Origin of the sequence: Echinicola salinicaeni (genome assembly GCF_014280965.1) — a bacterium.
Classification (GTDB): domain Bacteria; phylum Bacteroidota; class Bacteroidia; order Cytophagales; family Cyclobacteriaceae; genus Echinicola; species Echinicola salinicaeni.
Window position 1 is genome coordinate 781,605 of the sequence record NZ_JACODZ010000001.1, and the last position, 12,983, is coordinate 794,587.

Here is a 12,983-nt window from a genome sequence, read left to right on the forward strand (position 1 = left end):
TTACGCTTCTTTTTTTACAGCGTCACCTTCTCTAAGTTGTTTTTCTTGTCTTTTTACAGACTCCTCATGGATAGTGAAAAGCAATTCTTTCATGAATTTTTCACTCATACCTTTTTTAACACCTTTTTCAGTTCTGGATTCCATTACGTTTTTCCATCTGTCAGACTGAAATACAGTTAGCTTGTGTTCTCTTTTGTGTGCGCCGATTTGATCGATTACAGAGAATCTTTCTGCAAATAAATCCAATAATTGATCGTCAAGGTGGTCAACGGCAGTCCTTAGGTCGTTTAGCTGCTCATCAGGATTTTGTGCATCCAATGTGTTTTTGAAATCAATCTTAGAAAGGATTTCTTTCAACTGAGCAGGAGTAACTTGTTGTTTTGCATCACTCCATGCATTGTCTGGATCGTGGTGAGTTTCGATCATCAAACCGTCCAGGCCGAAGTTGATAGCTCTTTGGGAAACTTCCAAGATACCATCTCTTTTGCCTACAATATGGCTTGGGTCATTGATCACTTCCATACCTTTCCATTCTCTTTTCAAGTGGATTGGCATTGACCAGTTTGGCTTATTTCTGAAACGCTTGTCGTAAGCATCGCTGAATCCCCTGTGGATGGCAGCTAGTTTATTGATACCTACTGCGTGAAGTCTTTCCAAAGCACCGATCCAAAGCTGAAGATCTGGGTTCATTGGGTTTTTAACCATCACTGGAATATCTGTGCCTCTAAGTGCTTCAGCAATTTCCTGTACGGCAAAAGGGTTAACTGTAGTTCTTGCCCCGATCCAAAGTACATCTACTTTGTGCTTAAGTGCTAGTTCCACGTGAGCAGTGTTACCTACTTCAGTAGTGATAGGGATGTTAAGGTGGTTTCTAACAATCTCCATCCACTTAAGGCCATCTTCACCGATTCCCTCGAAGCTTCCTGGTCTGGTTCTTGGTTTCCATATACCGGCACGGAACATTGAAGGAATGATGTTTTGATTTTTCATTTCCAGGCAAACTTTTTCAACTTGCTCAGGAGTTTCTGCACTACAAGGCCCCGCGATAATTACATGACCGTTAAGTCCTAAGCCCCATTCTGACGTTTTTAAGTGATCTTTCATTTGTTTGATTGATTGAAATAAAAAAGCCCGACTCTTTCGAATCGGGCTTTTTGGTTTATGTATGAATTTTATTTTTTATCCAGACAATAAGCAGCTCCGATTCGGCCTTGAGGTCGAAAGTAAAAAAAGAAAAAGATAAAATATGTAGCTGCTTGTTTAATCATTGGCCCAAAATTAAGAGCTGGATTTTAAATAACCAATAAAACATGAATTAATTTTTTATAATATTATACTTTTTCCTTCTTAGGATTATGGATACCTTAAAAAATGCCAATTATTTTAATGTAATCATATTAGTGTGTTTCAGTATTATCTATTGTTTTGGGTGGTTTTGATTTTGATTTTGTGAAATCCTGTTTTGGTTTTTGGTGAAATGCTTTGCTGGAATTCTAAAAGTGATAAGGAAAAGGACTTTTGGATATGTTATCTGATTTTATGAGATTATTCATAGCTTAGAATGGCAAGTTTCTTGCGACTTATTTATAAGATATAAAAATAAAGTCAATAGACGTTTTTTTAATATATTTGCACCTTGATTCAAAATGATGAATACAAAGCCCAATATTTCTTTTGAAAACACTGAAATAGCCTTTGCATCCAGGACGGATGTGGAGCTCAGAAAAATGTATCTTATTTTTGCCGTCATGGACAGTAATATGGCTGTGAAGCTGGGGACAAGCCTAGCAGATGTAGCATTTAAACTGAGGTTGCCGGTAAAAGGGATCATGAAAAAAACTATGTTCGGCCACTTCTGTGGAGGAGAGAGCATAGAAGATTGTAAAAAGTCCATCAAGGAGCTAGAGCACTACGGAATAGGAACTATTCTGGATTACTCTGTAGAGGGGAAAGGGACAGAAAAAAGTTATGACTTTACGCGTGATGAAATCCTCAGTACCATTAAAAGGTCTGCAGGAGCAAAGGAAATACCTTTCACGGTGTTTAAAGTAACTGGTTTAGGATCCTCCAAGATTATGACCAAGGTTCAGGAAGGGAAGAAACTTTCTGATAAGGAAGCTCTGGCTTTTGAAAAAACAAAGGCCAGAGTAGACAGTCTATGTAAGGCTGCCCATGAGTATGACGTAAGGATCATGGTTGATGGAGAGGAGAGTTGGTTCCAGGATGTGATAGATGATATGGTTTATGAGGCGATGGAAAAGTATAATCGTGAAAAAGCCATAGTCTATAATACCTATCAAATGTATCGAAAGGATATGTTGGGACTCTTAAAGCAGGCTTATGCAGAGGCAGAAGAGAAAGGATATTACGTAGGAGCCAAGCTTGTAAGGGGAGCTTATATGGAGAAAGAGAGAGACAGGGCAGAGGATAATGATTATCCAAGTCCTATCCATGATACCAAGGAGGATTCTGACAATGCCTATAATGATGCGCTTAAGTTCTGTATGGAAAATAAGCAGGGGATTTATCTGGTAAGTGGTTCCCATAATGAATTGAGTAATATCATTTTGACGGAACTCATGAATCTGTATGGTATAAATCCTTCTGATGATCGAGTGTTTTTCGCTCAGCTTTATGGTATGAGTGATAATATTTCGTATAACTTGGCTTTTGCAGGCTATAATGTGGCCAAATATGTTCCTTATGGTCCTGTGGAAAAGGTAATGCCTTATTTATACAGAAGAGCTGCAGAAAATACCAGTGTTTCTGGACAGAGTAGTAGAGAGTTTGAATTGATAAAGAAAGAGATGGCGCGAAGAGCCGCTATAAAAAAATAAAATAAATATATCCAAGTCTATGCAATTACTGAGCGAACAAGAGATAGAAAGAAGAAAAGACAGGGAGGCCTTGATAAAGTTGGGGATAGACCCATATCCTGCCATTAAGTTTCCTATTAATGTCACTTCTAAGGACATCCATAAAAATTATGAAAATAATAAAACTGACTATAAGGATGTTTCTATAGCTGGTCGTTTGATGAGCAGAAGAATTATGGGATCAGCATCATTTGCTGAGATCCAAGATGCTTCAGGGAGATTACAGATTTATGTCAGAAGGGATGATATTTGTCCAGGTGAAGACAAAACGTTTTATAATACGGTTTTCAAAAAGCTCTTGGGAATCGGTGATTTTATAGGTGTAAAAGGATATATTTTTACCACTCAGACAGGGGAAATTTCTCTGCATGTAACTGAACTGACTTTGCTTTCTAAATCTGTAAAGCCACTACCAGTGGTGAAGAGAGATGAGGAAGGAAATGTTTATGATGGATTTACTGACCCTGAACTCAGATACCGTCAACGATATGTGGATTTGACAGTTAATCCTGAAGTAAAGAACACTTTCATCACCAGAACAAAGATAATTTCCAATATGAGGAGGTACTTTGATGATCATGGTTGGTTAGAGGTAGAGACACCGATATTACAAGCTGTTCATGGTGGTGCTGCTGCAAGGCCATTTGAAACTCACCATAACTCATTGGATATGCCTTTGTATTTGAGGATTGCCAATGAACTTTATTTGAAGCGTTTGATCGTGGGAGGATTTGATGGTGTTTATGAGTTCGGGAAAATGTTCCGAAATGAAGGGATGGACAGGACTCATAATCCAGAGTTTACTTCCATGGAAATCTATGTGGCCTATAAGGACTATATATGGATGATGGAAATGGTGGAAGATCTTTTGGAGAAAGTAACCCTTTCTGTTCATGAGACTTCTAAAGTGCAAGTAGGAGAGAATGAAATTGATTTTGCGGGTCCTTATAGAAGGTTGTCTATGTTTGATTCCATTAAGGAATATGCTGGAATAGATGTGAGCAAAATGAATGAAACGGAATTACGTGAGGTTTGTGCTGATATGGGCATTGAGGTGGATGACACCATGGGTAAGGGTAAGTTGATTGATGAGATATTTGGAGAGAAGGTGGAAGCTAATTTGATCCAGCCTACTTATATTACTGATTATCCAATTGAGATGACTCCATTGGCTAAAAAGCACAGAACGGAAGAGGGATTGGTAGAGCGATTTGAGCTATTTGTTAACGGAAAGGAAATTGCCAATGCCTATACAGAGCTTAATGATCCTATTGATCAAAGAGAGCGGTTTGAAGATCAGTTGAAGTTAGCCGAAAGAGGAGATGATGAGGCCATGGCGATGGATGAAGATTTCTTGAGATCATTGGAATATGGAATGCCTCCTACTTCAGGTTTGGGAATTGGTATTGACCGACTGACTATGATGCTAACGAATAAATCTACCATTCAAGAGGTGCTGTTCTTCCCTCAAATGCGCCCGGAGAAGAAGGTGAAGATTGCCACAGATGAGGATTTCGTGGCACTGGGAATAGCTCCTGAATTGGTTCCAGCGATTCGTGATTTGAATATTCATACCATTGACCAATTAAAGGAACAGGAAGTTAATAAATTGTTCAATGATGTATGTGGAAGAAGGAAAAAGCTAAAACTAAAAGCCAATAACCCTAGTAAAGAGGATGTGGCAAGTTGGTTGGCATAATGGCTTATGCTTTGCAAACTAAAAAAAACCGAGCAACCAATGCTCGGTTTTTTTATGTCTAAATTTTAACCCTGCTTATATATATATAGGGTTCAAAGTTCTTTGTATTATTTTGAGTTGATTCTGTTTTTTGTGGCTTTTTGTTGTAGAATTAGTAAGAATAACGAATGGTGATTTCGGTTTTATTAAATTGGGTGTTATATTATTGATTGTTTTGTAATGAATGTCTTTTTGGAATGATCGATTTAAGAATAAATTCGGAATTTGGTACTTTGAAGGCGGTGTTGATGCACAGGCCCGGAAAGGAAATTGATAGGTTAACGCCCTATAATAAGGAGCTTTTATTATTTGAAGATGTGCCCTATTTGGAGGCGATGCAGTTAGAGCATGATTATTTTACCAATCTAATTAAGCAGACTACAGGGGCAAAGGTTTTAGGACTTCATGAGCTTTTGATGGAGACTATGGCTGATGAAAAGGTACTGTTTAATATGATGGAGGAGGCCTTGGGGTTCTCCAGACTCTCGCAGTATACGGAAAGTATTTTAGGCAGGCTTTCTACGTCTGAATGTGCCACAGCCCTCATAGCTGGGATCAAAGTTCATGAGCTTAAAAGAAAAATCACCAAATTACCTTTAGAGGACTTGATGGATTTTGCCTTTGTTATTCCACCTTGTCCAAATCTATATTTCCAGCGAGACCCTGCTGCTCTTACACCAGGAGGGATGATATTTTCTAGTATGAAGATGGAAGGCAGGCAGAGAGAGGCCAATGTCATCAGGGCTATTTTTGAAAATCACCCTGAGTTTAAAGATAAGGTCAATAAGATTTATCCTATTGATGGACATAATACCCCGGCCTGTATTGAGGGGGGGGACGTGATTGTTTTGTCCAAAAAAGCAGTAGCTATAGGTAACTCTGAACGAACGGATGAGAAAGCCATTTATCATGTTGCGAAGTCACTTTTGGCAGAGGGGACCGTCGAGAGGGTCTATGAGGTGCATCTCCCTAAACAAAGAAATTTCATGCATTTGGACACTGTGTTTACAGTTTTGGATGAAAACTTGGTACTTACTTATCCAGATGCATTGGAAGCAGTTCTTAAGACTTCATTGTATACATTGAAAAGTAATGATGGGGATCAGGTGCATATAAAGCGAACCGTTTTAAAAGAGTCTTTACTGACGGTTTTGGAGAAAGAAATCCCTTATTTGGAGATCATCCATATGGGCAATGGCAATAAGGATTATGCTTTGCGCGAACAGTGGTATGATGGTGCTAACGTCTTTGCTATTGGGCCTAGAAAAGTGATTTCCTACAGGCGGAATAAGCATACTAATAGGGCTTTGAGGGATGCAGGGGTGGAAGTATTGGATATTCCCTCTTCAGAACTTTCAAGAGGCCTAGGTGGTCCAAGATGTATGACCATGCCACTCAGCAGAGCAAAGATTTAAGCTAATTTAAGCTAATATTGAATTGTTTATCGATCAAAGAAGGACCTTCTTCTTGAGACTTTCAAGTCTTGAAGGATGCTGGCCTTCACTCTAATGTCAATACTATAGCTGGTAAATGTACCAAAAGGAATCCAGCTTACATTCATCTGCCAGCAGTGAAGATCCCTTGCAATTCCAATCATGGATTGCGTGATCTTACTGGTAGAAATATCGTAGCCTGTATTGAAATTTACTTTCCATTTTTCTGAAAAGCTGACATCGCCTGACAGGTTTATCGCTTGTGTGATATTGGTTTTTCCAGTTCTGTCGCTTTTGCTATAGCTAAGGTTATAGCTATAATTAATATTCCAAGGAATACTCCAGTCAATATATTGGCTAGGATCATTGGCGATCCTGTTGATTTCGTTCTCAACAAAGTCGTTCAATTGACCTCCTTGCTCAAGAAAATCATTGGTTAGCTCTTCCCTGGTGTCTGCTGGAGTTTTTTCTGCCCCTCTTGGATTATAGCTACCGTTAAGGTTTAAGTTAGCCCTACTGATGGATCCGATTCCTTGGCCATTATTCCATGCATATTCATTGATTTTACGGAAATAGGTGTTGCCGTCACTGTCTGTATAAGCCCTAGTAGCATAAGGGTTAAGAGTGGCTGAGAGTGCTACTGAAATTTTATTGTCGAAGAAAGAGGTCCTCGTGCTCATATTGATAGGAGCAAGCTGGAAGGAGTCAGCTACAAAGTTATAGCTTGTAGAAAGGTTTAATGATTGCAAAAGCGGGAATTTTTCGCTTTTTGCTTCCGTGCTGTCATTTTCTACCTTTTTCTTCCCTTCCAAGGTGTTTCTGATCGATATGTTTAATGATCTTGATTCTCCTCTTGGAGCTCCACCGTATAGGAAGCCTTGAAAACGACTGTACAATTGCTCCTTTCCCTCTTCGTCTACTTGAACACTTTGGTAATAACCATATCTTGGGTCAGAAAAATCTGGTGTAAAGGACATGCCTATAGTAGGCTGCACATGATGTCTAATTGCTTCTAGGTTTGATTTGTTTCCAAACGTATAAAAACCATAAATATTTGTAGCCAAATTGAAGGATGTACTGTAATGTCCGACACGGCTGAAACCTTTCTCCAAAATTCTGTCGACCCTTTCTTCTGGTGCATTATAGAAATAATTAATTCTGTCAAAGTACCAGAGTTCATTATAATTGAAACTGGCAGTACCTGTGAAATATTTAAATAAGGTAAAATTGGAAGATACTGGCACCGTATGTCTGAAGCCATTTTCGGCTTGTTTCAATAATTCAGGTAAATTGGCCCAATTGAAGGGGATAATGTCTGGGTTGGTATCTTCATCCAAAACCTCGCCTTGTAAAGATTCCTGTTCTACACCAAGTTGCTGTACTACCTTATTGTTGATGGAATTTTGTGCATTAAAATTCCATGCAAAATTCAGCGTTTTCAGGGGTTCAAAACTAGAATTTCTGAATGGGGTTTGACGGTTCATATTAACCGAAATATCGGGAAGAATTAATCGCACTTCTTCCGTTCGGACATTTTGGGAATGTCTCAAATTGGCAGACATACTAAATGGAGTGCCCGTAAAGGTTTTACTGTATGAGATATTTGAAGTGAATTCAGAGTTGGTATTTCTCATATAGTTATTAGGATTAACCACTAGGTTATTATAGTTGGTGGATCCTGCATTTACTGAAGCAGAGAACCTGGAATTTCCCCTAGATTCAGGACTATGACTCCAATTGACCCATAAAGTGGTATAATCCAAAGGCGTTTCATCTGTTTCAGGACTTCTGAACTGTTGGAAATCAACATTGAAGCCTCCATTGAAGCGATACCTTTTCTTATAGACTGTGGCAGCTTTTACCCCATAACCACCTTTCGAAAATATTTCCCCTGTAAGTCTGGAGTGGATATAATCATTAAATGCAAAATAGTAGCCAAAATCCCTGAGGAAGAAACCTCTTCTTTTTTCTTCCCCGTAAGAGGGAATAATAATCCCTGAAACCTGTTCTTCCTTTTGGTTGGGAATAAAGCCAAAGGGTAGGCCTGCTGGGGTAGGGATTCCATTAAAGTAAAAATTAAACGGCCCTGATATGGTCTGCTTTCCGCTAACCGATTTGATTTTATTGGAGGATATGTGCCAATGAGGTTCTGCTAAATTACAAGTGGTATAATAACCATGGCTAAGATAGACATTGCCCTCATCGTCCTTTTTGACTTTTTCTCCTCTTAATAGTCCATCCTGTTGCTCTGTTACTACATCCGAAATGATGGCTTTTCGTGTTTTAAAATTGTAGCGCATATCTTTTCGGATTTCATATGTGCTATTTCCTTCTTTGAACAAGGGGCTTCCTTGGACTGCTCCCGTGGAGTCTTCTACCCCAGAGGCATACAGTTCGTTAGTCTCCCAGTTGATTTCTATATAATCTGCATCCAATCGGATATTACCATATTCGAACCAAGCTTGTTTGTAGAGGTAAACCTTTTTTTCTTTAAAGTCCGAAAGAATGCTGTCTTGGGCAGCGTACTTAATGGTGGTTTCAATTTCTCCTTTGGGCACAACCTTTGTAGTGTCAGACAATGGAATAGTGTCATTCAGCGCAAGGCTATCAGGTAAAATAGGAGGGATGGTATCAGAAATTGGTGTAAGATCTGGAGCTGTAATTTCTATTTCTTTAGGTCTCTTTTGCTTCTTTTGTGCCAAAGAGCAGTGTAAAGAAATTACGATAAAGATGAAGGAAAGATAGGCTACCTTAATATTCTGCACCGATTTACTTCTATTTACTTCAAAAATTTATAAATTTTGCGTAAAGTTAACGTTATTAATCTTTATGAAACCAAGGACTGCTAAAAATGTTGTAATAATTTCTTTCTTGACCGTATTGTCATTCCTAACAGCCTTTTCTCCAGCTGGGGAGCGCGAGCGGGAGTTTAAGCTGAGAAGAATTGTAATTGATGCGGGGCATGGTGGAAAGGATCCTGGTACTAGTGGGAGAACCTCTAGAGAAAAGGATGTGGCATTATCAATAGCCCTTAAAGTCGGGGGGTATATAGAAAAGAACCTGCCTGATGTTGAGGTGATTTATACTCGGAAATCCGATGTTTTTATAGAGCTAAAGGAAAGGGCAAATATTGCTAATAGGAATAAAGCGGATTTGTTTGTGTCCATCCACTGTAATGCAGTGAGTGGTTCAAATGCTTACGGAACAGAAACCTATGTGATGGGGGCTAACCACTTTGAGCGTAATTTTGATGTGGTGAAGCGAGAAAATGCGGTGATCTTGATGGAGGATGGATATAAGGAAAATTATGAAGGATTTGAGCCAAATTCTCCTGAATCATATATGATGTTTAACCTGATGCAAAAAGCCTATTTTGCCAATAGTCTTTCCTTGGCGCAAAAGGTAGAGCGTGATTTTAAAACTCGTCTTAATCGTCATAGTAGGGGCGTGAAACAATTACCTCTTTATGTATTGTGGACTACCAGTATGCCCAGTATTTTGATTGAAACAGGCTTTTTGTCCAATTCCAATGAGGAAAGGTACTTGAATAGTAAAAATGGACAGGTTTATCTCGCTTCTGCGATTTACCGGTCAATTAAGGCATATAAGCAAGAAATAGAGGCCATTTAGATTAAGTTTATGGTCAGATATTATCTCAAAGACCGATCAGAAATGATCGGTCTTTTTTGTTTTACAATATTGACTCGCATATAAAATCTTACGATTTTTTCTATATTGAGATAAAGACTTTTGAGAAATCTCTTGAAGAATTTTGTACCATTTAGAATATTTAGAATCAGAATTTTAACCCATGGAGAAAACCAATAATAATCAGAAAAGGCATTTGTCGCTAGTGAAGGAGTTGCAGGAAAAAATCAAACAAGTAAAATTGGGGGGAGGAGAAAAGCGAATAGCCAAGGAACATGCAAAGGGAAAGTTGACAGCCAGGGAGCGAATTGAATATCTTTTGGATGATGGAGTCCATTTTTTGGAAATTGGGGCATTAGCTGCTGATGGAATGTATGAGGAAGAAGGCGGCTGTCCTTCAGCAGGTGTAATCACAGGGATAGGACAGGTGAGTGGGAGAATGTGTGTGGTAGTGGCCAATGACGCAACTGTCAAAGCGGGCGCCTGGTTTCCTATGACGGCTAAGAAGAACCTTAGGGCTCAGGAGATAGCCATGGAGAATAGATTGCCCATAATATATCTAGTGGATAGTGCAGGTGTGTTTTTGCCCAAGCAAAACGAAATTTTCCCAGATAAGGAGCATTTTGGAAGGCAGTTCAGAAATAATGCCAAGATGTCTTCCATGGGGATTGTTCAAATTGCCGCTATTATGGGAAGTTGTGTGGCAGGAGGGGCTTATTTGCCTATTATGTCTGACGAGGCGTTGATTGTTGATAAGACTGGTTCTATATTTTTGGCGGGCTCTTATTTGGTGAAAGCGGCGATAGGAGAGACCGTGGACAATGAAACCTTAGGTGGTGCCACGACACATTGTGAAATTTCTGGTGTCACCGATAATAAATATGAAAATGATAAGGACTGTCTGGATGCGATCAAAGGGATTTTCAAAACACTTGGGTCAAGTGATAAAGCAAGCTTTGACAAAATAGAATCCAAAGCACCTAGTAAGACTATTGATGAACTTTTTCAGCTTTTTCCAGCAGATAGGGTGAAACCTTATGATATGCATGAAGTTTTGAACTGTCTTGTAGATGCTGGCAGTTTTGATGAATACAAATCTGGGTTTGGTCAGACCTTAGTTTGCGGTACTGCGAGAATTGATGGTTGGGCTGTCGGTATCATTGCAAATCAGCGCAAAATGGTCAAGACCAAAAAGGGAGAAATGCAGATGGGTGGAGTGATCTATTCAGATTCTGCCGATAAAGCTGCTCGATTTATCATGAACTGTAACCAGCGAAAAATCCCTTTATTATTTGTTCAAGATGTGAGCGGGTTTATGGTGGGAAGCAGGGCCGAGCACGGTGGGATCATTAAGGATGGTGCCAAGATGGTCAATGCGATGGCCAATTCAGTAGTCCCTAAGTTTACTTTGATCATAGGGAATTCCTATGGGGCGGGAAATTATGCCATGTGTGGGAAAGCCTATGATCCAAGGTTGATCTTCAGCTGGCCTACTGCTCAGATGGCGGTGATGAGTGGGGCATCCGCTGCTAAAACCCTGTTACAAATTAAAGTAGCCTCTTTGAAAAAGGCAGGCAAGGAGATCACTGAAGAGGATGAAGCCAAATTACTAAAAGATATTACGGATAAGTATAATGAAGAATTAAGCCCTTATTATGCTGCCGCTAGATTATGGGTGGATGGGGTTGTTCATCCTGAAGATACAAGGTCCATCATATCCAAAGGAATTGAGGCCGCCAATCATGCCCCCATTACAGAGCGATTTAATGTAGGAGTTATTCAAACTTGATTGTAAATTTGGGCGTAAATAAAAGTGTTAACACCCCGGAAATATAACTTCCCACGATTGAGCGGCTATGGAAAAGCTAAGTAAAAAAGAATTGCATGCATTGGTTTCCTTATTGGATGATACAGACAGGGAGGTGAAAGAACATGTGAAGGACAAGATCATTTCTTTGGGTAATGATGTGATTCCCTTTTTGGAGGAAAAATGGGAGAGTAGTTTTAATCCTGACTTACAGAAAGAGATTGAGGAACTGGTACATGAGCTTCAGTTTTCACTTTTGAAGGAAAGGTTGCTTGAATGGAGAGATTCAGAGGATAAGGATTTACTGAAAGGCTTGTGGATAATCAATACTTATCAGTATCCGGATCTTGATTTTGAATCACTGAATTCAGAGATGCATCAAATCTATTTTGAAGTATGGACTTCTTTCAAAACTGATGTTTCTCCCTATGATCAAGTTCGACTAATCAATAATGTGCTTTTTAACCAATTGAAGTTTTCTGCTAATACCAAAAATTTCCATTCACCTGCAAATAGCATGATTAGTAATGTAATAGATGCTAGAAGAGGTAATCCCATCAGCCTTTGTTCTATCTATTATTTGGTGGCAAAAAAGCTTGGTTTGCCTGTTTATGGGGTAAACTTGCCCAATTTATTTGTTTTGACCTATAAGTCCGATGAGGCTACTTTTTATATCAATGCCTTTAATAAAGGGTTGATATTTAGTCGTCAAGACATCAATAATTATTTGGAGCATTTAAAGATAGAGCCTAAGGAGGAGTTTTTTGAGCCTTGTGGGCATGTAGATATTGTAAAGAGAAGCCTTAGGAACCTCATTGTCTCCTTTGAAAAATTGAGTGAGCCTGAAAAAGTGGAAGAGGTTCGGCAATTACTGGCAATTCTAGAGGAAAATTAATTATGCACTTTTATAGTGCAGCCTATAGCCCTTACAAAGTTGGGAATAGGGTTTTCTTTTTTCAGGATTTGATTGAGGGCGATTTCCAAATGTTTTTTTGTGACACTATTTGGGGCTTGAGGATTGTTGTCAATGGCTCCATGATAAGCTATTCCAAACCCTGTAGGGCTAGGGGTGAGGACGAATGCCTCGGGTACTTTTGTCGCTTTTAGTGCTTTGGTCAGAAGTTGTGAAGGATCTGTGAGATAGCTGAAGGTAATGTTTTTTTGATTGATTTTTGATTGAATTTGAGTAAGGCTTTCTCCTTCTGATTGGTCCGCATGGGGATTGACCAAGGCGAAAGTGATGCCCTTATCACTAAATTGTTTTTGGAGTTGAATGATCCGGTCTTCATAAAGTTTTGCATAAGGGCAGTCATTTGTGGTGAAAATAAGCACTAGTGCTTTGTCTTTTTGATGGTCCGCTATTCTGAAATTGGATGATGAGGCAATATCTTCCAGTTCAAGTTTTTCCAGTTGTTGGGCTTGAGATGAATAGCATGCGACTGCGAGAACAAAAATTAGTGTTAAGACGCCTTTCATACACA

9 protein-coding genes are annotated in these 12,983 nt (G+C 39.2%); 6 read left to right on the forward strand and 3 right to left on the reverse strand.

The genetic code is table 11. The annotated features are described in order from the left end of the window. On the reverse strand, positions 1-1,104 hold the full coding sequence (locus H7U17_RS03295) for a chorismate mutase (protein WP_186754771.1): 1,104 nt from the start codon (positions 1,102-1,104) through the stop codon (positions 1-3). 545 nt (positions 1,105-1,649) lie between these two features. Here H7U17_RS03295 and H7U17_RS03300 point away from each other — a divergent pair. The 3 genes from H7U17_RS03300 to H7U17_RS03310 all read left to right on the forward strand — a co-directional run bounded on the left by H7U17_RS03300 (position 1,650) and on the right by H7U17_RS03310 (position 6,029). Next, positions 1,650-2,837 carry a proline dehydrogenase family protein gene (locus tag H7U17_RS03300; RefSeq protein WP_186754930.1) on the forward strand — a complete coding sequence of 396 codons (1,188 nt, stop codon included), beginning with the start codon at positions 1,650-1,652 and terminating at the stop codon, positions 2,835-2,837. Positions 2,838-2,856: 19 nt separating this feature from the next. Then, positions 2,857-4,575, forward strand: coding sequence for a lysine--tRNA ligase (gene lysS, locus H7U17_RS03305; protein ID WP_186754773.1), 1,719 nt, complete (start codon positions 2,857-2,859; stop codon positions 4,573-4,575). Between the two features lie 239 nt (positions 4,576-4,814). Then, the gene (locus H7U17_RS03310; protein ID WP_186754932.1) at positions 4,815-6,029 is read left to right on the forward strand and encodes an arginine deiminase; all 1,215 of its coding nucleotides are present in this window, start codon (positions 4,815-4,817) and stop codon (positions 6,027-6,029) included. 26 nt (positions 6,030-6,055) lie between these two features. On the opposite strand, the gene H7U17_RS03315 is transcribed toward H7U17_RS03310, so the two are convergent. After that, a complete protein-coding gene (locus H7U17_RS03315) occupies positions 6,056-8,812 on the reverse strand; it encodes a putative LPS assembly protein LptD (protein ID WP_186754775.1) in 2,757 nt (918 codons plus the stop codon). Between the two features lie 64 nt (positions 8,813-8,876). On the opposite strand from H7U17_RS03315, the gene H7U17_RS03320 reads away from it, so the two are divergent. From H7U17_RS03320 to H7U17_RS03330, 3 genes are all read left to right on the forward strand, one after another. Further along, complete coding sequence (locus tag H7U17_RS03320; RefSeq protein ID WP_186754777.1) at positions 8,877-9,677, forward strand: N-acetylmuramoyl-L-alanine amidase family protein; 801 nt, start codon at positions 8,877-8,879, stop codon at positions 9,675-9,677. Between the two features lie 181 nt (positions 9,678-9,858). Continuing rightward, the gene (locus H7U17_RS03325; protein ID WP_186754779.1) at positions 9,859-11,484 is read left to right on the forward strand and encodes an acyl-CoA carboxylase subunit beta; all 1,626 of its coding nucleotides are present in this window, start codon (positions 9,859-9,861) and stop codon (positions 11,482-11,484) included. Positions 11,485-11,551: 67 nt separating this feature from the next. Beyond that, a complete protein-coding gene (locus H7U17_RS03330; protein ID WP_186754781.1) occupies positions 11,552-12,397 on the forward strand; it encodes a transglutaminase-like domain-containing protein in 846 nt (281 codons plus the stop codon). Here the strand turns inward: H7U17_RS03330 and H7U17_RS03335 are convergent. Then, positions 12,394-12,978 (reverse strand): redoxin domain-containing protein, encoded by a 585-nt coding sequence (locus H7U17_RS03335; protein ID WP_186754783.1) that lies wholly within the window; start codon positions 12,976-12,978, stop codon positions 12,394-12,396. The genes H7U17_RS03330 and H7U17_RS03335 overlap by 4 nt on opposite strands. Positions 12,979-12,983: the final 5 nt, after the last annotated feature.

What these genes read in the sequence shown, in the direction of transcription:
- H7U17_RS03335 (WP_186754783.1), bottom strand. Translation starts at nt 12,978, where the DNA reads ATGAAAGGCGTCTTAACACTAATTTTTGTTCTCGCAGTCGCATGCTAT.
- H7U17_RS03300 (WP_186754930.1), top strand. Translation starts at nt 1,650, where the DNA reads ATGAATACAAAGCCCAATATTTCTTTTGAAAACACTGAAATAGCCTTT.
- lysS (WP_186754773.1), top strand. Translation starts at nt 2,857, where the DNA reads ATGCAATTACTGAGCGAACAAGAGATAGAAAGAAGAAAAGACAGGGAG.
- H7U17_RS03320 (WP_186754777.1), top strand. Translation starts at nt 8,877, where the DNA reads ATGAAACCAAGGACTGCTAAAAATGTTGTAATAATTTCTTTCTTGACC.
- H7U17_RS03325 (WP_186754779.1), top strand. Translation starts at nt 9,859, where the DNA reads ATGGAGAAAACCAATAATAATCAGAAAAGGCATTTGTCGCTAGTGAAG.
- H7U17_RS03295 (WP_186754771.1), bottom strand. Translation starts at nt 1,104, where the DNA reads ATGAAAGATCACTTAAAAACGTCAGAATGGGGCTTAGGACTTAACGGT.
- H7U17_RS03330 (WP_186754781.1), top strand. Translation starts at nt 11,552, where the DNA reads ATGGAAAAGCTAAGTAAAAAAGAATTGCATGCATTGGTTTCCTTATTG.